19 protein-coding genes are annotated in these 19,658 nt (G+C 68.1%); 17 read left to right on the top strand and 2 right to left on the bottom strand.

The annotated features are described in order from the left end of the window. The first annotated feature begins 19 nt into the window (after positions 1 to 19). The 8 genes from OHB12_RS21900 to OHB12_RS21865 all read left to right on the top strand — a co-directional run bounded on the left by OHB12_RS21900 (position 20) and on the right by OHB12_RS21865 (position 9,144). Positions 20 to 841 carry an alpha/beta fold hydrolase gene (locus OHB12_RS21900; RefSeq protein WP_327110443.1) on the top strand — a complete coding sequence of 274 codons (822 nt, stop codon included), beginning with the start codon at positions 20 to 22 and terminating at the stop codon, positions 839 to 841. A 76-nt stretch (positions 842 to 917) separates the two neighbouring features. After that, positions 918 to 2,360 carry a D-inositol-3-phosphate glycosyltransferase gene (mshA, locus tag OHB12_RS21895; RefSeq protein ID WP_327110442.1) on the top strand — a complete coding sequence of 481 codons (1,443 nt, stop codon included), beginning with the start codon at positions 918 to 920 and terminating at the stop codon, positions 2,358 to 2,360. A 5-nt stretch (positions 2,361 to 2,365) separates the two neighbouring features. Then, positions 2,366 to 2,860 (top strand): YbjN domain-containing protein, encoded by a 495-nt coding sequence (locus tag OHB12_RS21890; RefSeq protein ID WP_327121338.1) that lies wholly within the window; start codon positions 2,366 to 2,368, stop codon positions 2,858 to 2,860. 80 nt (positions 2,861 to 2,940) lie between these two features. After that, positions 2,941 to 3,846, top strand: coding sequence for an ROK family protein (locus tag OHB12_RS21885; protein ID WP_327110441.1), 906 nt, complete (start codon positions 2,941 to 2,943; stop codon positions 3,844 to 3,846). 165 nt (positions 3,847 to 4,011) lie between these two features. Next, complete coding sequence (locus tag OHB12_RS21880; protein ID WP_327110440.1) at positions 4,012 to 4,749, top strand: phosphoglyceromutase; 738 nt, start codon at positions 4,012 to 4,014, stop codon at positions 4,747 to 4,749. Positions 4,750 to 4,974: 225 nt separating this feature from the next. Next, complete coding sequence (locus tag OHB12_RS21875) at positions 4,975 to 7,032, top strand: CocE/NonD family hydrolase (protein WP_327110439.1); 2,058 nt, start codon at positions 4,975 to 4,977, stop codon at positions 7,030 to 7,032. Between the two features lie 190 nt (positions 7,033 to 7,222). Further along, a complete protein-coding gene (locus OHB12_RS21870; protein WP_327110438.1) occupies positions 7,223 to 8,458 on the top strand; it encodes a sensor histidine kinase in 1,236 nt (411 codons plus the stop codon). Further along, on the top strand, positions 8,455 to 9,144 hold the full coding sequence (locus OHB12_RS21865) for a response regulator transcription factor (protein ID WP_327110437.1): 690 nt from the start codon (positions 8,455 to 8,457) through the stop codon (positions 9,142 to 9,144). The genes OHB12_RS21870 and OHB12_RS21865 overlap by 4 nt, the downstream gene beginning before the upstream one ends. Before the next feature lie 198 nt (positions 9,145 to 9,342). Here OHB12_RS21865 and OHB12_RS21860 read toward each other — a convergent pair whose 3' ends face one another. Together OHB12_RS21860 and OHB12_RS21855 are read right to left on the bottom strand one after the other, a co-directional pair. After that, the gene (locus tag OHB12_RS21860) at positions 9,343 to 9,672 is read right to left on the bottom strand and encodes a hypothetical protein (RefSeq protein ID WP_327110436.1); all 330 of its coding nucleotides are present in this window, start codon (positions 9,670 to 9,672) and stop codon (positions 9,343 to 9,345) included. Between the two features lie 109 nt (positions 9,673 to 9,781). Then, positions 9,782 to 10,654, bottom strand: a complete 873-nt coding sequence (locus OHB12_RS21855) for a hypothetical protein (protein ID WP_442799830.1) — start codon at positions 10,652 to 10,654, stop codon at positions 9,782 to 9,784. A gap of 65 nt (positions 10,655 to 10,719) precedes the next feature. Here OHB12_RS21855 and OHB12_RS21850 point away from each other — a divergent pair, with 65 nt between their 5' ends. The 9 genes from OHB12_RS21850 to OHB12_RS21810 all read left to right on the top strand — a co-directional run bounded on the left by OHB12_RS21850 (position 10,720) and on the right by OHB12_RS21810 (position 19,638). Further along, positions 10,720 to 11,754, top strand: a complete 1,035-nt coding sequence (locus tag OHB12_RS21850) for a Ppx/GppA phosphatase family protein (RefSeq protein WP_327110435.1) — start codon at positions 10,720 to 10,722, stop codon at positions 11,752 to 11,754. Between the two features lie 79 nt (positions 11,755 to 11,833). Continuing rightward, complete coding sequence (locus OHB12_RS21845) at positions 11,834 to 13,459, top strand: hypothetical protein (protein WP_327110434.1); 1,626 nt, start codon at positions 11,834 to 11,836, stop codon at positions 13,457 to 13,459. A 124-nt stretch (positions 13,460 to 13,583) separates the two neighbouring features. Next, entirely contained in the window at positions 13,584 to 14,477 is an 894-nt protein-coding gene (locus tag OHB12_RS21840; RefSeq protein ID WP_327121334.1) for a sugar phosphate isomerase/epimerase family protein, read from the top strand. Between the two features lie 146 nt (positions 14,478 to 14,623). Continuing rightward, entirely contained in the window at positions 14,624 to 15,511 is an 888-nt protein-coding gene (locus OHB12_RS21835; RefSeq protein WP_327110433.1) for a thioesterase family protein, read from the top strand. Positions 15,512 to 15,724: 213 nt separating this feature from the next. Further along, positions 15,725 to 16,543, top strand: a complete 819-nt coding sequence (proC, locus tag OHB12_RS21830; RefSeq protein ID WP_327110432.1) for a pyrroline-5-carboxylate reductase — start codon at positions 15,725 to 15,727, stop codon at positions 16,541 to 16,543. 147 nt (positions 16,544 to 16,690) lie between these two features. Further along, the gene (locus OHB12_RS36410) at positions 16,691 to 16,993 is read left to right on the top strand and encodes a helix-turn-helix domain-containing protein (protein WP_406282343.1); all 303 of its coding nucleotides are present in this window, start codon (positions 16,691 to 16,693) and stop codon (positions 16,991 to 16,993) included. A gap of 232 nt (positions 16,994 to 17,225) precedes the next feature. Then, a complete protein-coding gene (locus OHB12_RS21820; RefSeq protein WP_003402602.1) occupies positions 17,226 to 17,327 on the top strand; it encodes a 30S ribosomal protein bS22 in 102 nt (33 codons plus the stop codon). A 212-nt stretch (positions 17,328 to 17,539) separates the two neighbouring features. Then, a complete protein-coding gene (locus OHB12_RS21815; protein ID WP_327121332.1) occupies positions 17,540 to 18,613 on the top strand; it encodes an NAD-dependent epimerase/dehydratase family protein in 1,074 nt (357 codons plus the stop codon). Beyond that, entirely contained in the window at positions 18,610 to 19,638 is a 1,029-nt protein-coding gene (locus tag OHB12_RS21810) for a lysophospholipid acyltransferase family protein (RefSeq protein WP_327110431.1), read from the top strand. Before OHB12_RS21815 ends, OHB12_RS21810 begins: the two co-directional genes overlap by 4 nt. Positions 19,639 to 19,658 lie beyond the last annotated feature (20 nt).

The following is a 19,658-nucleotide window of genomic DNA, read 5'->3' as shown; positions in this document are numbered from 1 at the left end:
CACCGCTAGCCTCAGTGCCATGGCTATTCGGGACGCGCTCAGTGCGGACGGAACGAACATCGTCTACCGGGTGAGCGGCCTGGCCGACGCCCGGCCGCTGGTGCTGTTGCACGGCTGGTCGGCGAATCTGCGCTGCTGGGGCTCCGCCGCCGACGACCTCGCCGCGCGGTTCCGGGTGATTGCCGTCGATCTGCGCGGCCACGGCTACTCCGACGTGCCCGCTGCGGGATATGACGATCCGAAGAACTGGGCCGGCGACGTCGCCGCGGTGCTGGCGGCCGAGGGCATCGAGTCGGGAGCGGTGTTGCTCGGCTGGTCCTATGGCGGCATCGTGCTGTCGGACTACCTGACCGCCTATGGAACCGGGGCCGTCGCGGGCGTCGTCTACTCCGGCTCGATGGCGAATATCGGTCGCGATGTGCCCGGCGCGGCGACCGGCAGCGCCATGCAGCAGGCGATTCCCGGCGTCTTCGAGGAGAGCGCCGGCCGCGCAGTGCGCGCGTTCGGGACGTTCGGCAATGCGAACACCGGGCCGGCCGCGGACAAGGGCGTCGACGCGCAGCGACTGTTCGGCGCCAGCCTTGCCACGCCGCCCGCGGTGCGCAAGGCACTGTTCTATCGGACGGTCGACAACACCGAAACGCTCCGCACCTTGGATATCCCGGTGCTGGTCCTGCACGGCACCGCGGACCCGGTTGTCCCGATCGAGAACGGCCGCTACATCTCCGAGGCGGTCCCGGACGCGCGCACGTCGTTCTGGGAAGACGCGCAGCATGGGCTGTTCATCGAAGACCGGTCGCGGTTCGTCGCCGAGGTGAGCGAGTTCGCCGAGAGTTTGTGATCGGGTGGACGGACCTCTGTGATAGCTCTCACTCGGTGCGGTCCGGGTCTCTGAGTCCGGCAATCCAACGTGCACTATGGACAGTGTGAGTCAGCGCCTGGACCTACGGCCGAACCGTATCGCCGTGCTATCGGTGCACACCTCACCACTCGCCCAGCCGGGGACCGGCGACGCGGGCGGCATGAACGTCTACGTGCTGCAAACCGCGCTTCAGCTGGCCCGACGCGGCACCGAGGTCGAGATCTTCACCCGGGCCACCACCTCGAACGTCCCGCCCGTCCAGGAAGCGGCGCCCGGTGTGCTCGTTCGCAATGTGGTGGCAGGCCCGTTCGAGGGGCTGGACAAACACGACCTCCCCACTCAGCTGTGCCCGTTCACCGCGGAGGTGCTGCGTCAGGAGGCCGGGCACCTGCCCGGGTACTACGACCTCGTGCACTCGCATTACTGGTTGTCCGGCCAGGTCGGCTGGCTGGCCAGGGACCGCTGGCGGGTGCCGCTGGTGCACACCGCGCACACGCTGGCAGCGGTGAAGAACGCCGCGCTCGCCGAGGGCGACTGTCCGGAACCCGCGACCCGCGAGATCGGCGAGAAGCAGGTGATCGCGGAGGCCGATCGTCTGGTCGCCAACACCGCCGAGGAAGCTCGGCAGCTGATCGAGCTCTACGGCGCCGCCGCCGACCGGATCGATGTCGTGCCGCCCGGCGCGGACCTGACGCGCTACCGCCCAGGTGACAAGGCCGCCGCCCGCGCGGCGCTCGGGCTGGCCGTCGACGAGCGGATTGTCGCGTTCGTCGGCCGGATCCAACCGCTGAAGGCTCCCGATGTGCTGGTGCGCGCCGCCGCCGAGGTGCTGCGTGTCGACCAGGAACGGAAGCTGCGTGTCGTCATCGTCGGCGGTCCGTCCGGCACCGGGCTCGAGCGGCCCGACGCGCTGATCGAGCTGGCCTCCGACCTGGGCATCGCCGAGCGGGTCACCTTCCTGCCGCCGCAGCCGCCGGACCGGCTGGTGCTGGTCTACCGTGCCGCCGACTTGGTCGCGGTTCCCAGCTACAACGAATCCTTCGGCCTGGTCGCGATCGAGGCGCAGGCCAGCGGTACCCCGGTTCTCGCAGCCGACGTCGGGGGCCTCGGCACTGCCGTGCGACACGAGGAGTCCGGGCTGCTCGTCCCTGGACATCGCACACCGGACTGGGCGAACGCCCTCGGTTATCTGCTCGACGACCCCGATCGGCTGCACCGGATGGGCGTGCGTGCCGTCGAGCACGCCGCTAACTTCTCCTGGGCGCACACCGCCGACGGACTGCTCGCCAGCTATTCCGCGGCACTGTCCGGGCTCCGCGACGATCGCGCCGTACTCGGCAGCGGCTTCGCACACAGTGTTCTGCGTGCCGACGGGGAAGATCGCCTGCCCGGCGAACGCGCTAGCCTCGGCGGAGAACGGATGGCCGCCCTCATCGGCGAGAGCAGTCAGGCCAGATCTCGGGCGCTGTGGCGGCGCCGGACGGGAGTACGCCGGTGAACGAGGTGCAGGCTACCGCGCAGCTCATCGACGAGACGTTGCGCGACAGGGAAATCGAATACACCCGGCCCGGCGAGGAGACCTTCGTCGTCACCCTGCCCGGCGAGCGCAAACTCGCGACGACGGTGCTGCTCACGGTCGGCAAGCACGGGGTTCGCGTCGAGTCGTTCGTCTGCCGCAAGCCGGACGAGAACTTCGAAGGCGTCTACAAATTCCTGCTGCGCCGCAATCGCAGGCTGTATGCCGTCGCCTACACCCTGGACCGGGTCGGCGATATCTACCTCGTCGGCCGCCTCGCCACGCACGCCGTCACCTCCGACGAACTCGACCGGGTGTTCGGCCAGATCCTCGAGGCCGTCGACGCCGACTTCAACACGCTGCTGGAACTGGGCTTCGCGGAATCCATTCGCAAGGAATGGAAGTGGCGCGTCTCGCGCGGCGAACCGCTGAACAACTTGCGCGCCTTCGAACATCTGGTGGACTCCGCGGACAAGCCGTAACGGCCCGAGCCGGATCCGGCGCGCCGAACGCCTGCCCGGGTGACAATCGCAGGTGGCTCGAATCCCGAAGGTGGCATGTGATGACTGTTCTTGCTCTGGATATCGGCGCGACGAAGTTCGCGGCTGGTGTGGTGTACACCGGTCATGAGGTCCGCGACGTACAACGGGTGGACGTGCCGCGCGACGGTGTGTGGGACGCCTGCCGCGGCTTGCTGCGCGAGGTAGCGGGCGCGGAGCGGGTCACCGCCGTCGGCATCGGCTCGGCGGGGCCGGTGGATGTGCGGACCGGTGTCACCCGGCCGTTGAACATTCCCGAGTGGAAAGTCGGATTCCCGATCGTCGCCTCCGTGCGAGAGCTGTTTCCCTCCGCCGCGATCCGATTCGCGATCGACGGCGCCTGCCTCGCGCTGGCCGAACATCACGTCGGCGCGCTGCGCGGGGTGCCCGATGCCCTTGCTATGACTGTGTCGTCGGGGATCGGCGGCGGACTCATCGCCGACGGCAAGGTGCTGCTGGGGCGCACCGGCAATGCCGGACACGTCGGGCACATCATCGTGCCGGGCTGGGATACGCCCTGCGGCTGCGGTGGCGTCGGCTGCGTCGAGGCGGTCGCCAGTGGCATGTCCTCGGTGCGCTGGGCGCGCGAGCAGGGCTGGCCGGGCACGACCGGCGTGCAGCTGGCCGAGGCCGCACACGCCGGTGACGAGATCGCCGTCGCCGCGCTGCATCGGGCGGGCACGGCGCTCGGCGAGGCGATCGCCTCCGCCGCCGCGTTGTTGGATATCGACCGGGTGGTGATCGGCGGGGGTTTCGCCCAATCCGGTGAGCCGCTGTGGCATCCGCTGCGCGCGGCGCTCGCCAAGCACGCCCGGCTGGGCTACTTGCGGGAACTGCGCGTGGTGCCGTCGCAAATCACGCACGGCGCGACGCTCGTCGGTGCGGGCGTGCTCGCCGCAGGCTACGCCACGGTGGACGAAACCGTTTGAGTGTCCCGCTGTGCGGTTCACCGTGGGATGCCTGAGCGGAGAGCACGATCATCCGCTTGCGCTGACCGCGACTGCCGTGGAACCGCTGGTACGGATCAGACCGAGCGGACGCGGCGCCTGGGGAACCGATGCGACCGGGCCGAGCGCGCATGGGAGGATGGCGGCATGACGTACACCCTCGTGCTGCTGCGCCACGGCGAAAGCGAATGGAATGCCCTGAACCTGTTCACCGGCTGGGTGGACGTGCACCTGACGGACAAGGGTATCGCCGAGGGCAAGCGCGCCGGGGAACTGCTCGCCGAGCACGGCATCCTGCCCGACATCGTCTACACCTCGCTGCTGCGCCGCGCGATCTCCACCGCGAACATCGCGCTGGACGCCGCCGACCGGCACTGGATTCCGGCGGTCCGCGACTGGCGGCTCAATGAGCGTCACTACGGCGAACTGCAAGGCAAGAACAAGGCGCAGATCCGGGAAAAGTACGGCGACGAGCAGTTCATGCTGTGGCGCCGCAGTTACGACACCCCGCCGCCGCCGATCGATCCGGCCAACGAGTACAGCCAGGAGGGCGACCCGCGCTACGCGGGCATCGACGTCCCGAAGACCGAGTGCCTGCTCGACGTGGTGAACCGGATGGTCCCGTACTGGGAGTCGACCATCTCCAAGGACCTGCTTTCCGGCAAGACCGTCCTGGTCGCCGCGCACGGCAATTCCTTGCGCGCGCTGGTCAAGCACCTCGACCGGATCTCCGACGACGAGATCGCCGGCCTGAACATCCCCACCGGCATCCCGCTGCGCTACGAACTGGACGAGAGCCTGCGTCCGGTCCGCCCGCGTGAATACCTGGACCCGGAAGCGGCCGCCGCGGGCGCCGCCGCCGTCGCCGGCCAGGGCGTCAAATAATCCGACCCGCATTCCCAGCGCGCTGCGACCCACTCGGTCGCAGCGCGTTTGTCGTTCCCGGCACGGGAGGTGCGCTCGACCGCGAACACGCTGCGTCCGCGCGGCCGAAAATGCTACTTATGTGAACTGAAATTCTTGCCTCTGTTACTGTTACCCCTTGTCCTTACCGGCGAGTAGGTACGCACAGTTTCGCCGTTCGAGCAGCCGAGAGGTGGATCACGTCCGATGCAGCACGCGTTGCGGGTCACAGTGGCGGCGGTTACCGCCGCGGTGCTCATCCCCTTCCTTGTGAGCGGTGCCGCCGCCGCGCCGACGTCGACCGGTCCGGACGGCGGGACAGCGGGCGCCGCATGGGCGGCCACCCAGGACGCGCCTCAGCAGTACCCGAACATTCACATCACCTGGGACGTCCCGATCACGATGAGTGACGGCACCGTTCTGAAGGGCAATGTCTATCGCCCCGCGGACGTCTCCGGCCGCCCGATCGACACCCCGACGCCGACGGTCGTCAACCTGACGCCCTACACCAAGCTGGTGTCGAACCTGGCCGACCACGCGCAGTCGATCCCCGGCCTGTCCGACGCGGTGATCGAACTCTTCCGTCAGATCGACATGAGCGGCACCCCGCTGTCCGGCCTCACCGACCTGACCAAGGCGTTCGGCGGCGGCGAGCTGCGCAACTTCACCGTCGACCGACAGCTGATCAAGAGCGGCTACACCCAGGTGGTGGTCGACGTGCGCGGCACCGGATTCTCCCAGGGGGTCTGGGACATGCTGCGTGAGCGCGAGCAGCAGGACACCGTGGAGGTGATCGACTGGACATCGCGGCAGCCGTGGTCCAACGGCCGCATCGGCATGAATGGCATCTCCTACTCCGGGATCAACCAGGTGCAGGCCGCCGAAAAGCACCCGCCCGCCCTGCAGGCCATCTTCCCGGTCGTGCCGGGCAGCGACCTGGTGAACGATGTACTCGCACCAGGCGGCGGCTTCGGCTTCACCTTCATCCCGCTGTGGCTGACCGCGATCAACGGCCTCAAGCTGATTCCTGACCTGGCCTCGGTGGTCAACGGGCAGTTCGATACCACGTGGCTGGCCGACCGCGCCCGAGATCCGTTGACCTTCATGGACGTTCTGCTCAACGTCTACACCACCGCGCGCATCGAGGATCTCGACCCACGCGCCAAGGAATTGCTGACTGCCGACTCCGCACCGCGCCGCGACTGGCTGGGCGATCCGAGTACGATCCAGGTGCCGACCTTCGTCACCGGCGGCTGGCACGACCTGTTCACCTACTCGGAATCCAATATCTACCACCAGATTCCGCTGCCCGCCGGCCAGAAGCAGCTGCTGATGGGCAACACCTACCACCTCAACTCGGGCAGCGAGTACGGCAAGCCGGGCCTGCCGCCGCGGCTGGACGTGCTGCAGCGCGCGTGGTTCGACAAGTGGCTCAAGGACATCGACAACGGCATCGATCAGTACGGCCCGATCACGCTGCGCCAGCAGGGCGGCGGCTGGATCACCACCGACTCGTTCGCCGCGCCGGTCGACGGAGCAGGTCAGCAGGCGGCGGTGCACCGCAGGATGTATCTGTCCGCCGCTCCCAGCGGCACCGCGAACAGCGGCTACGACGGTTCGCTCACCGGAGACGCCAACGGCGACACCGCACGGCTGACCATCGCTCCCGGCCTGACCAGCCTGTGCTCCAACGATGCGGCGCAGGGCACAGCGGGCGTGCTGTCGGTCATCGATGGCTGTGCCAAGGACTCCCGTATCGAGGAACTGAACGGGCTGACCTTCACCAGCGCCCCGGTCGCTGAGGCGACCTCTCTCTCAGGACGGATCGCTGTGCGGCTCAACACTATTCAGGACGCCGCCGACGGGCACTGGGTGGTCACCGTGAACGACGTCGCGCCGGACGGTCGATCGAGCGTACTGTCCTCCGGGCAGCTCATGGCCTCGTTACGCGCGATCGACGACGCGAACAGCAGCAAGTCGGCCAACGGCGACTACACCGACCCGCGCCCGTTCACTTCGTTGGACCGGCGTCAGCCGACCGTTCCCGGTGAGGTGACTACGCTGGACATCGCGCTGCCCGCCACCGAGGCGATTCTGCAGCCGGGTCACCGCCTGCGCGTCGACGTGTACGCGGGAAACTTCCCCAAGGGCCTGCCGATCCTGCCGATGTTGATCGATACCGGCCTGAGGCCGCAGCATGTGCAGCTGGATCCGGAGCTGCCGAGTTTCGTGAGTGTCCCGGTGCGGGGCAATCCGGGCTGGTGATCGCGGTCTGATGACGCTCGGCGTGCCGATCATGTTCTGGCACACCATGTGTCCGCTCGGTCCGTGACGGCGAACGCGACATCGAACGGCGCGTAAACGCACGGCTAACGGGGTCGGAAGGTGCTATGACCTGCGCGAAACATCGCACACCCGGAGTTTGTCGGACGGTCGGCGACCGTACGATTCAAGTGTGAGTGTTCCCCAGGCCGTCCTGCTGGCAGTCCTCGCGGCTGTCGTCGGCCTGGCAGTCGGCGGGCTGCTGATCCCGTACATGAATGCCAGGCAGGCCGCCCGCAGGCAGGCCGATTCCGGGCTCACCATGTCGCAGGTCCTCGACCTGATCGTGCTCGCGTCCGAGAGTGGCATCGCGGTGGTCGACGAGTACCGGGACGTGGTGCTGGTGAATCCGCGCGCCGAGGAACTCGGCCTAGTCCGCCACCGCCTGCTCGACGAGCGCGCCTGGGTCGCGGTGGAGAAAGTACTCGCGACCGGCGAGTCCACCGAGTTCGATCTCACCGCGAAGAATCCGGTGCCCGGCCGCGGCCGCATCGCGGTGCGCGGCGTCGCCAGGCAGTTGTCCCGGGAAGAGACCACTTTCACCGTGCTGTTCGCCGACGACGATTCCGAGCAGGCCCGTATGGAGGCCACTCGCCGCGATTTCGTCGCCAACGTCAGCCACGAGCTAAAGACCCCGGTCGGCGCCATGAGTCTGCTCGCCGAGGCCCTACTGGAATCTGCCGAAGACCCGGAGGCCGTGCGCCACTTCGGTCAGCGGGTGCTCGGCGAATCGCGCCGCCTCGGCAAGATGGTCACCGAACTCATCGCGCTCTCGCGCCTGCAGGGCGCGGAGAAGCTGCCCGAGCTCGAGGTGGTCGACGTGGATACCGTGGTGATGCACGCGGTCGACCGTTCGCGCACCGCCGCCGAGGCCGCGGGGATCACGGTCAGCACCGACCGTCCGAGCGGGCTCGAGGTGCTCGGCGACGAGACCCTGCTGGTCACCGCCCTGTCCAACCTGGTGGAGAACGCGATCGCCTATTCACCCGCAGGCTCGCACGTGTCGGTCAGCCGCTCGCTGCGCGGCGACCACGTCGCCATGGCCGTCACCGACCGCGGGATCGGCATCGCCAAGGAAGATCAGGAGCGGGTGTTCGAACGGTTCTTCCGGTCCGACAAGGCACGCTCTCGCGCGACCGGCGGCACCGGGCTCGGACTGGCTATCGTCAAGCATGTGGCCGCCAACCACAATGGTGAGATCACCCTGTGGAGCAAGTTGGGCACGGGATCGACGTTCACCCTGCGCATCCCCGCTCACCACGAAGCAAGCGGGGACGAAGACCCCGACGGCTCCGTGGTGAGCACGAAAGAAACAAGCCCGCCCCTCTTGGTGCCGGGCCGACCGAATGGTGTGGAGGCACGCAGATGACGAGTGTGTTGATCGTCGAGGATGAGGAGTCGCTGGCCGATCCGCTCGCGTTCCTGCTGCGCAAGGAGGGCTTCGAGGTCACCGTGGTCGGTGACGGACCGTCCGCGCTCGCCGAGTTCGACCGGTCCGGCGCGGACATCGTGTTGCTCGACCTCATGCTGCCCGGCATGAGCGGCACCGATGTGTGCAAGCAGCTGCGGACCCGCAGCGGTGTGCCGGTGATCATGGTCACTGCGCGCGACAGCGAGATCGACAAGGTGGTCGGCCTGGAACTAGGCGCCGACGACTACGTCACCAAGCCGTATTCCGCGCGCGAGCTGATCGCGCGCATCCGTGCGGTATTGCGCCGGGGCGCGGGCGACGAGCTGGACGGCTCGAACGAGAGCGGTGTGCTCGAGGCCGGTCCGGTCCGGATGGATGTCGACCGGCACACCGTACTGGTGAACGGCACGCCGGTCACGTTGCCGCTCAAGGAGTTCGACCTGCTCGAATACCTGCTGCGCAACTCGGGACGAGTGCTCACCCGCGGTCAGCTGATCGATCGCGTCTGGGGTGCCGACTACGTCGGTGACACCAAGACGTTGGACGTGCACGTCAAGCGTCTGCGCTCCAAGATCGAAGCCGACCCCGCGAAGCCGGAGCACTTGGTCACCGTCCGCGGCCTCGGCTACAAACTCGAAGCATAAGCCGTTCCGCCTAGCCGATTCTGATACCTGTCCGCAGCGCCCATGTACTCACGAAACGGGTCAACTGATTTCGTGAGCACATGGGTAACTCGCCGGGTACGCCCAGAACACGAGTGGCACTCAACGCAGGACCTGAACGCAAATCCTGCACCTCCCCACTAGTACGGCCGGAAGACCCGGAGAGGCGGGGGAGCCCTGTCAGGGGAAGTAGATCCAGGTGGTGCCGAGGGGGGTTTCGGTCTTCTGCAGGGTGATCCAGCCGAGATCGTCTTCCTGCATGCAGTCGTAGATGTCCGCGGTGTTGGTGCCGCGGCAGGCGATCGTGTGCGAGGTGCCGTACGGGCTCGCGATCAGGAGCTTGCCCTCGGCTTTGGCGTTGATCGCCGCCGGATCGGTGGCCGCGACGAACTCCGTGGTGAAGTCGGCGAACCTGGCGGGATCGCCGTTGGGCTCCGCGTGGGCTACTCCGGTCAGCGGGAGGGCGGCGCCGATCGCGATGGTCGCCACTGTGAGAACTTTCTTCGACATAACGGCACATCAAACCCCATCTGGGTGAAGCTCGCATGGCGACCGGATGAACCCGATGCGATATCGCGCAGCGAGTGAATCGGCTAGCAGGCGTGCGGTCGGCAAACTATCAGGCCGGCCGATCGGCGGAATCGCGCATGCGGTCGGCGTGCACGGTCGCCGGGTGGATGGCGATCAGGCCGAGGCCCTCCCGGCGTTTGCAATGCCTGGCCAGCTCCTCGTAGGCGGGTGCGCCGAGCAGCTCGATCAGCTCAGGTCCGTAGGACTGCCAGACCGGCTTGCTGCCGACGTGCGCGTCCGGGGACCCGGAGCAGTACCAGTCCAGGTCGGCTCCGCCCGGCCCCCAGCCGCGGCGGTCGTACTCGGTGACGACGGTGCGGAGGATCTGTACGCCGTCGGGCCGGTCCACCCAATCCTGGGTGCGCCGGATCGGCAGCTGCCAGCACACGTCCGGCTTCACCTCCAGCGGCTCGATGCCACGGCGCAGAGCCATGGTGTGCAGCGCGCAGCCGACGCCACCCGCGAAGCCGGGACGGTTGAGGAAGATGCACGCGCCGTCGAACCGGCGAGTGCGTAGCGCGGGCTCGTCCTCCAGTTCGTCGAGTTCCAGATAGCCCTTCTTGGTGATCGCGCCCTCGGCGTCGGTTGCCTCGCCCATCAGCTGCCAGTCCTGCGGTGTGAGCATTGTCACAGCTCGCTGCAGTCGCTTGCGGTCGTCCTTGTCGGAGAGGAACGCGCCATGCGAGCAGCAGCCGTCGTCGGGCCGGTCCGCCAAGATGCCCTGACAGGCCGGTGTGCCGAAGACGCATGTCCATCGCGACAGCAGCCAGGTCAGATCGGCGACGATCAGATGCTCGTCGTTTGCCGGATCGATGAACTCGATCCATTCGCGGGGGAAGTCCGGATCGACTTCGGGAGCCGGATCGATCTTCCCCGCTGGTCGGGCCCCGGTGGGGCTGCTCGCGGATGCGTCTACCGTCACACTCGAGGACGCTAACAGTTCAGTCGCCTGGTCTAAAGTGCCGTGCCACCCAGTACCGTGTTCATGTGCGGCTTGGGGTACTCGATGTCGGAAGCAATACCGTTCACCTGCTCGTGGTGGACGCACATCGCGGTGGTCATCCCATGCCGATGAGCTCGACGAAAGCCACGTTGCGCCTGGCGGAGAACATCGACGCCGCAGGCCGCATCACCGAGTCGGGCGAACAGCGGCTGATCGCCACCGTCGCTGAGTTCGCCAGCATCGCCGAGACTTCCAAGTGTGTCGAGCTGATGCCGTTCGCCACCTCGGCACTGCGTGAGGCGACCAACTCCGACGAGGTGCTCGCCGGAGTACGCGCGGCGACCGGTGTCGATCTGCAGGTACTGTCCGGTGTCGACGAGGCGAGGCTGACCTTTCTCGCGGTGCGCCGCTGGTACGGCTGGAGCGCGGGCCGCATCCTCAATCTGGACATCGGCGGCGGATCGTTGGAGATCACCAACGGCGGGGACGAGGAACCCGACGTCGCGCTGTCGCTGCGACTCGGTGCCGGCCGGTTGACCAGGGAGTGGCTGCTCGAGGATCCGCCGGGCAAGCGCCGCGTCGCCGTGCTGCGCGACTGGCTCGACGCCGAGCTGGTTGTCCCGGCGAAGCAGCTGGTCGAGGCTGGGCGGCCCGACCTGGCGGTCGGCACGTCGAAGACGTTTCGTTCGCTCGCGCGACTGACCGGAGCGGCACCCTCGGCGGCGGGTCCTCGTGTGCGCCGTACACTCACCAGCTCAGGTCTACGTCAACTGATTGCGTTCATCTCGCGGATGACGGCGTCGGACCGGGCAGAATTGGAAGGCGTGAGTTCCGATCGGTCACAGCAATTGGTGGCTGGCGCACTGGTCGCGGAGGCGAGTATGCGGGCACTATCGCTGGATAGTCTGGAGATTTGTCCGTGGGCGCTGCGGGAGGGGCTGATCCTGCGCAAACTGGATACCGACATGAATGGTGGACCGAGAGCGACGTACATACCGGGCCCGGCAGCCGAGGACGGCAGGCCGACCCCCGGCGGTGGCGTGACGCTATCGGGACCGATCGGGACGGTGTCGTCATGAGCGAGCGCAGCGCGCGAACAACAGGCACGGCCGAGCATCGCTCGGTCATGGCGGAGCCGAGCGCTAGTGAGGCGCAGTCATGAGTGAAGATTCCAAACAGTTGTCGGTCGCGGAACTGCTGGCCCGCAACGGCCAGCAGGGCTCCGCCTCGTCCGGCGGGAGGCGCCGCCGCAGCGGCCGCGGCATCTCCGTCGCCGAACTCACCGGTGACCTGCCAGTCATTCGCGAGGGCGGTCACTCCGCACACTCCGCGCCCGACTCCGGCGCGTCCGAGGAGCCCGCCTACGAGCGGCCCTCGTTCGATCCGCCCGCGCCGGAACCTGTGTCGTACGCCCCGCCGGAGCCCGCGCCCGACCCATCGTCGTATTCGCCCATGTCCGGGCCGATTTCGATGTACGACCCCCTTGCGGCCTACGGTCAGTCGGAGCCGCGGAGGGCCGACCCGGAGCCAGGGCGGTCGAACCGGGTGATGCCGGGCCGGGAGATGCCGTCCTCGCGGCACGCCACGCCCGTCGACCCGCTCTCGCCGCACACCCCGGTGTCCGACCTGTACCCGGTCGCGCCCGACCCGTACGTCACCGACGCGGTGCCGGGCGGTTCCCTGCCCGAGGCGCCGCCGCGTGCGTCCGGACGCCGACGCAGACACGCCGAACCGGAGGAGGGCGCCACCGAGGTACGTCCTCCGCTGCGCGAATTGCCGCCGGAGTCGGGTGGGCGCCGATGGGCCGACCATGGCGCGGCGAGTGGCGCTCTGCCGGAGTTCGGTCCCGGCGACGGTCGTCCAGGACCGGACCGCGAAGGTCACGCGGAGTTCGGTGAATCGGGCTTGGGACGAGCCGATCGCGGCCGGTCGAGTCTGCCCGAGCGCAACGGGGCCATGGGCGGCCGGGCAGCCCGGCGTCGTGCGAAGGAGGCCGAGGAGGCCGGATCCGCTCCCGCCGCCTGGTCGCCGTCCACAAACGGTTTCGCTCCAGAGTCGGATCCGCTGCCGCTGCCCGAGACGAGACCGAAGTTGCCCGACCGGCCGCCGGAGTCGCAGCCGAGATCGTCCCGCCGCAACGGCGCGGGCGACGGTGACTTGCCTGCCTGGTCGGCCCGACGACGCGCGAGTTCGCCGCCGCGCGACTCAGCGCCCGAGTCCGGCGGCATCCCGACCGCCGCGTGGTCGCTGGCCAGCCAGGATCAGCAGCTCGTTTCCGGCCAGACGGTCGCGGGAGACCTGCTGCGCGACGGCGTCGAGCGGGCCGAGCGCGGCAAACGCGGACGAGGCGAGCGCGAAACCGGTCGTTCGCGGGTCGAGGTCTACGAGGGCGCGACCGACGTGTACGCACCCATCCTTGATGTCGACGACGAGGACGACGAGGACGAAGTCGCCGAGCAGCCTCGCACCCGGGCTATGTCCGCACGCCGGTCGCGGATGGCCGAGAAGGCGACGTACGACGCCAACCGGCGTCAGTGGATGATCCTCGGCGGTCAGAGCACCGGTGCGGCGGTCGCGGGCATGCTGCTGTTCAAAGGCTTCGAGCGCATGTGGGAGATGCTCCCCTGGGTGGCGCTGGCGCTTGCAATGATCGTGATCCTCGGCCTTGTCGCCCTCGTGCGGATCCTGCGCAGGACCGACGACATCCTCAGCACCGTAATCGCCGTCGTCGTGGGCAGCTTCGTCACGTTGGGGCCGCTGGCCTTTCTCCTCAGTACGAACTGAGTAGGGAGCTGCTGTGGGGAACATCGGGCAGGCGGACGAGGCCGGGACGCGGCACGTCGCTGAGGCGGGTGCGGAAGAAGCCGTCTCGCCCGGCGGACTCCGCTGCGCCCCCCAGCCGCAGCAGATCCAGGTCGGCTTGTCGACGGCCTCGGTATACCCGCAGAACGCCGAAGCGGCGTTCCGCTATGCGGCCGAACTCGGTTACGACGGCATCGAACTGATGGTGTGGGCCGAACCGGCCAGCCAGAGCATCGCCACCGTGCAGGGGTATTCCCGCAAGTACGGCGTCCCGGTGCTGGCCGTGCATGCGCCGTGCCTCCTGATCTCGCAGCGGGTATGGGGCTCGGATCCGATCGCCAAGCTGGAGCGCAGCGTCCGCACCGCCGAGGCGCTCGGCGCGCGCACCGTGGTGGTACACCCGCCGTTCCGCTGGCAGCGTCGTTACGCCGCCGGTTTCGCCGCGCAGGTGGCCGAGCTGGAAGAGGTCAGTCCGGTGATCGTCGCGGTGGAGAACATGTTTCCGATGCGCGCGGACACACTGTTCGGCCGGGGTGAGCGCGGGGTGAAGCGGCTCGAGCGGCGGGGTGGTCCCGGACCCGCGCTCACTGCCTTCAGCCCGTCCTACGACCCGACCGACACCGGGTTCCGGCACTACACACTCGACCTGTCGCACACCGCGACCGCGGGCGCCGACCCGCTGGCTTTGGCCGCGCGCATGGGGGAGGGCCTCGCGCACCTGCACCTGGCCGACGGCCGTGGTGCCGCCCACGACGAGCATCTGGTTCCTGGTGAGGGCAGTCAGCCGTGCGTGGAGGTGTGTGCGACCCTGGTCGGCACTGGCTTCTCCGGCCAAGCAGTGGCCGAGATCAACACGCAGAACGCGCGCACCGCCCAGGATCGGGCAGCCATGCTGCATCGCACGCTGGCCTTCGCCCGCCAGCACCTGAACGGTCTCGCGCCCGCCTCCGCGCCCGCGCCGACCGGCGCGGACCGGGCCTGGCCCGCGCCGCCGGTGTGACGGGCGCCATTTTCCGGCACCAGGGAATTCGGCCGCCCAATCCCTGAGCTGTACGCTGTACGAACGCTGTCGGGCCACGGTGTCCGCGGTGCCCGGGTGACGCCGACAAGCTCTATCGGTGCGGCCGATGGATGACAGGAGTGAGGATGACGACGGAGCTGACGGCCGATCTCGACCCGGCCCCCGCGATCGACGCACCGTTCAGCCGGGTGTGTGCCCTGACCGAACTGCCCGCAAGCACGCCGAACACGGGCCGCTACCTGGGTGTCATCGACAAGATCTGGACCATCGGCAAGAAGGTGCACGGCGGAACGATGGTTGCCGCCAGCGCCGCGGCGGCGACCACCTGGCTGCGCGCCTCCGACCCCGCCCTGGTCGGCATGGCCCCGATCGCCGCGAGTTCCGACTTCCTCGGCGCGCCGAACCCGGGCGAGGTCGAGTACGAGGTACGAGTCCGGAAGGTCGGTCGTCAGATCTGCCTGGCCGACGCCGACCTGATCCAGGACGGCCGCACTCTGGTCCGCACGGCGCTCACCTTCAGCCGTCTGGACGACGTCGAGCCGATCTATGCCCCGAAGCATGGTGACATGCCCGTGCAGCCACCCGCCGACGCCGTCGGCTACGAGCCTGGCTCGCCGATGGGTGGCATGGTGCACGTGGGCCAGGGCGCCGAGCTGTACCTCGATCGCGAGTGGGCCCGTTTCCTCGATGGCGAAAAAGGGGAACCGCGCCTGCGGATGTGGATGCGGCCCCGTCCCGCCGACGGGCAGGACCCCGACGTCGCCATGTTCTTCGCGATGATGAGCGCCGACATGAGCCCGCCGGTGCCGATGAACCTCGGCCACTTCGGCTGGGCACCCACCGTGCAGATGACCACCTACCTGCGCCGCAGTCCCGCACCGGGCTGGCTGCGGATCATCGCGACCACGCACGAGGTCGGCGGGCGCATGTTCGACGAAGATCAACTGGTTCTCGACTCCACCGGAGCGGTCGTCGCGCAGAGCCGTCAACTGGCTCTCATTCCCCAGCGCTGAGCGCGGCCGCGCTCAGCGCTGGGAAGGCATCCCTCGCAGCGCTCACCCGAAGTCGCGAAACGTAACATCTGATCTCGTGAGCACATGGGTAACTCATCGGGTACGTCCAGAACCTGGCAGCGCACTCAACGCAGGACCTGAATGCGACGTGCGCGGCTGTCACTTGTACGGCCTGAATCCGCGGAGAAGCGGATCGGAGAGGCGGACCAGCCCATGACGAGAATTGCTGTGATCGGTGGCGGGCGCATCGGGGAGGCGTTGATCGCCGGGGTGCTGGAATCCGGACGACTGGCCAAGGACCTGGTCGTCGTGGAGACCCACCGGGAACGGGCCCATCAGATCGCCGATCGCTTCAATGTGCGGGTCACCGACGACGTGGCCGATGCCGCGGTGGGCGCGGACCTGCTGGTGATCGCCGTGAAGCCCGCCGATGTCGACGCCGTGCTCGCCCCGCTTGCCAAGGCGGAGCTCGGCAGCGACCGCGACCAGGTGCTCCTCTCGCTGGCGGCAGGGGTGCCGACGGTGCGTCTGGAAGGCAAGTTGCCCGCAGGTTTCCCGGTGGTACGGGTGATGCCGAATACGCCGATGCTGGTGGGGCAGGGCATGAGCGTGATCGCGCCGGGACGCTACGCCCGGCCACAGCATCTGGAGCTGGTGACCGAGGTGCTCGCCGCGGTCGGCAAGGTCGTCACCGTCGCGGAGACGCAGATGGACGCGGTTACCGCGGTGTCCGGCTCCGGCCCCGCCTACTTCTTCCTTGTCGTCGAGGCCATGGTGGACGCGGGCGTCGGACTCGGGCTCACCAGGGACGTGGCCACCGAGCTCGTGGTGCAGACCATGGTCGGCTCGGCGGCGCTGCTGGACGGATCCGGCCAGACGGCCGCCGAACTGCGCGCAGCGGTCACATCGCCCGCGGGCACCACTGCGGCCGCAGTACGTGAGCTGGAGCGCGGCGGACTGCGCTCGGCGTTTCTGGAGGCGCTCGATGCGGCGAAGCAACGGTCAGCGGAACAGGGCGCTTCAGCGGAATGACCGATCGGTTTCCGATCGGAAAACCGATTTCTCACTCCCGTCGCAGTAACACCACTGGTCCCGCTAAGCTTCAAGGAGCACGTGCGTGTCTGTTCCGCCGGTGGGGAAGCCGGCGGCGCGGACGTGCCGGAGGTCAATGGTGCAATGATGTCTTCGAACAAGATGTCTGCAAATAGTTCAGGAGCGTCCGGTGGCTCCGGTCCCTCGAGCGGCCGGGGCACCTCCCGATCGCAAAGTGGGTCCGCGTCCCAGGGACAATCCGTGCTCGGTGGTGGCACCCAGTTCCTCACCGTCGCCGAAGTAGCGAATCTGATGCGGGTGTCCAAGATGACGGTCTATCGGCTGGTGCATTCCGGCGAGTTGCCTGCCGTGCGGGTCGGTCGATCGTTCCGTGTGCATGCCAAGGCGGTACACGACTACCTGGAAACGTCCTACTTCGACGCCGGATGAGTCGGTTTCACTACCGGCCGGACGTGCCGGTACGATAGCTCCTCGGTTCGTGTTCGCCCGCCGGCGGTACCGCTGTTGGGTGCCCCGTGGTGCCCGGCGGCGCGGACACAGGGCGTTGGGCTTGCCGAGCGACCTCGGTCAGTTGGCAGGGGCGCCTTGGCGGACGGACGTCCGGCAATCGCGCACGTCGAGAGCGTGCGCGCCGAGTAGAGAGAACGCGAGGAACAACCCTATGGGTTCTGTGATCAAGAAGCGCCGCAAGCGCATGTCGAAGAAGAAGCACCGCAAGCTGCTTCGCCGCACGCGTGTCCAGCGGCGCAAACTCGGCAAGTAAGGCGTCGCTGCGCGATAGCTGCGGGGGCCCGTCACCAATAGGTGACGGGTCTTTTCGTTTTGAAATTCAAAATTTTGAAACTGTCGAATGTATCACGTGACTGAAGTCATCGTTAGATCCTGGTTAATACTCTCGGCCGATGGGAAGGCACCCGCTACTCTAGGAGCGGGAATAACACCAGTGGGGGCTGCCAAAGGTGGGAAGCGGTGCCGGTGGGTTCTGACGTGCGGGACGGACAGACGCCGAAGGTCGTGCTGGTCACCGGGGCCAGCCGGTTCTTCGGCGGTAACGTCGTCGCCCGGCTAGCCCAGGATCCCGGCATCGAGCGCATCCTCGCCGTCGACACGATGACCCCCGGCCGTGAGCTCCAGCGCCGCATGGGCCGCGCGGAATTCGTCCGCGCGGACATTCGAAATCCCTTGATCCGTAAGGTGATCGATGGTGGTGCGGTGGATACCGTAGTGCACGCCGCGGTGCTGGCGCGGCCACCGGGGGGCGGCAGCCGCGCGGTGATGAAGGATCTCAATGTCCTCGGCGCCATGCAGCTGTTCGCGGTGTGCCAGAAGGCGCCGTCGGTGCGCAGGGTTGTGCTGCGCTCCTCGTCGGCGGTGTACGGTTGCAGCGCGAAGGATCCCGCGAAATTCAGCGAGGAAATGAGCGCGCGGACGCCGCCGCGCGGCGGGTTCGCGCGCGACATGATCGAAATCGAAGGTTTCGTCCGCGGGCTGGCCCGGCGCCGCCCGGATATCGCCACGACTATTCTGCGATTGGCGCCGATCGTCGGTCCGCGGCTGGCCGGTCGTGGGGTGCAATATCTGCGTTCACCGGTCACGCCGACCGTTTTCGGCCGGGATGCCAGGATGCAGCTGTTGCACGAGGAGGACGCGGTCGCCGCGCTGACTCTCGCGGCGCGCACCATGCCGAGCGGCACCTACAACATCGCAGGCGACGGTGCGCTGTCGCTGTCGCAGGCGGTCCGGCGGGCGGGCCGGGTCGAGCTGCCCGTGCCGTTCACCGTGTTCCGCACCGCGGGGCGGCTGCTGATGGGCCCTGTGATGCGCGAGTTCTCCGGCGAGCAGCTCGACTATTTCCATTTCGGTTGTGGTCTGGACACCACGCGCATGCGCGCCGAACTCGGGTTCGTGCCGCGCTGGACGACGGTCCAGGCGTTCGATGACTTCATCGGGGGCGCAGCGTTGCGGCCCGTGGTCGATCCGGCATGGATCGACGCCGCAGAACACAAACTGCTCGGCCTTCTCGGGGCCGGTACGGGAGCACAGCAATGAACGACGTAGCGAAGGTCATTCCACTGCACGACCTCCAGATCGAGCCGCGCCAGCGGCCGATCCCGCGACGCTGGCCCGAGACCTCGGCAGGCGTGCCCGCGCCGAGCCCGGTGACGTCGCTGACGGAGCGTCTCGCCGCCGTCTCGCCGCCCCCGCCGCAGTCGCTGTCGGGGCTGGTGCGCGGCGCGCTCGGCAGGCAGATCGGCAAGACCGCCGAATACGCGCGCCGCAGGCTCGCAGGTGACTACCAGGTCGACGAGTTCGGCTTCGACGAGCACCTACTCGAATCGGTCGTTCTGCCCGCACTGCGCCCGATGTCGGAACTGTGGTTTCGAGCGGAGGTCAGCGGGATGGAGAACATCCCGGAGGCGGGCGGCGCGCTGATCGTGGCCAACCACGCGGGCACCGTGCCGCTGGACGGCCTGATGCTGCAGCTGGCCGTACACGACCGGCACCCGAAACAGCGCGCGCTACGCTTGCTCGCCGCCGACTTGATCTTCGAGATGCCGGTGCTCGGCGCGCTCGCCCGCAAGGCTGGACACACGCTGGCCTGCCGCGAGGATGCCGAGCGGCTCCTGCGCTCCGGCGAGCTGACCGGCGTGTTCCCGGAGGGCTTCAAGGGCGTCGGCAAGCAGTTCGCCGACCGCTACAAACTGCAGCGCTTCGGCCGCGGCGGTTTCGTCGCCGCGGCAGTGCGCACCGGCGTGCCGATCATCCCGTGCTCCATCGTCGGTTCCGAGGAGATCTACCCGAAGCTGGCCGATCTCAAGCCGCTGGCCAGGCTGCTCGGCCTGCCGTACTTCCCGGTGACCCCGCTGTTCCCGCACTTCGGCCTGCTCGGCGCAGTGCCGCTGCCTTCGAAGTGGTACATCGAGTTCGGCGCCCCGATCCCGACCACCGGCTACGAGCCCGAAGCGGCCGACGACCCGATGACCATGTTCGAGGTCACCGACCAGGTGCGCGAGACCATCCAGCAGACGCTGTACAAGCTGCTCACCAAGCGCCGCAACATATTCATGGGGTGAGTTTTCGTTCGCGCTGGAGA

Source organism: Nocardia sp. NBC_01730, assembly GCF_035920445.1.
Classification (GTDB): Bacteria; Actinomycetota; Actinomycetes; order Mycobacteriales; family Mycobacteriaceae; genus Nocardia.
The sequence above is the reverse complement of the archived record's forward strand: the minus strand, read 5'-3'. Positions and strand labels throughout refer to the sequence as shown.

What these genes read in the sequence shown, in the direction of transcription:
- OHB12_RS21900 (WP_327110443.1), top strand. Translation starts at nt 20, where the DNA reads ATGGCTATTCGGGACGCGCTCAGTGCGGACGGAACGAACATCGTCTAC.
- mshA (WP_327110442.1), top strand. Translation starts at nt 918, where the DNA reads ATGGACAGTGTGAGTCAGCGCCTGGACCTACGGCCGAACCGTATCGCC.
- OHB12_RS21885 (WP_327110441.1), top strand. Translation starts at nt 2,941, where the DNA reads ATGACTGTTCTTGCTCTGGATATCGGCGCGACGAAGTTCGCGGCTGGT.
- OHB12_RS21880 (WP_327110440.1), top strand. Translation starts at nt 4,012, where the DNA reads ATGACGTACACCCTCGTGCTGCTGCGCCACGGCGAAAGCGAATGGAAT.
- OHB12_RS21875 (WP_327110439.1), top strand. Translation starts at nt 4,975, where the DNA reads ATGCAGCACGCGTTGCGGGTCACAGTGGCGGCGGTTACCGCCGCGGTG.
- OHB12_RS21865 (WP_327110437.1), top strand. Translation starts at nt 8,455, where the DNA reads ATGACGAGTGTGTTGATCGTCGAGGATGAGGAGTCGCTGGCCGATCCG.
- OHB12_RS21860 (WP_327110436.1), bottom strand. Translation starts at nt 9,672, where the DNA reads ATGTCGAAGAAAGTTCTCACAGTGGCGACCATCGCGATCGGCGCCGCC.
- OHB12_RS21845 (WP_327110434.1), top strand. Translation starts at nt 11,834, where the DNA reads ATGAGTGAAGATTCCAAACAGTTGTCGGTCGCGGAACTGCTGGCCCGC.
- OHB12_RS21835 (WP_327110433.1), top strand. Translation starts at nt 14,624, where the DNA reads ATGACGACGGAGCTGACGGCCGATCTCGACCCGGCCCCCGCGATCGAC.
- proC (WP_327110432.1), top strand. Translation starts at nt 15,725, where the DNA reads ATGACGAGAATTGCTGTGATCGGTGGCGGGCGCATCGGGGAGGCGTTG.
- OHB12_RS36410 (WP_406282343.1), top strand. Translation starts at nt 16,691, where the DNA reads ATGTCTTCGAACAAGATGTCTGCAAATAGTTCAGGAGCGTCCGGTGGC.
- OHB12_RS21820 (WP_003402602.1), top strand. Translation starts at nt 17,226, where the DNA reads ATGGGTTCTGTGATCAAGAAGCGCCGCAAGCGCATGTCGAAGAAGAAG.
- OHB12_RS21810 (WP_327110431.1), top strand. Translation starts at nt 18,610, where the DNA reads ATGAACGACGTAGCGAAGGTCATTCCACTGCACGACCTCCAGATCGAG.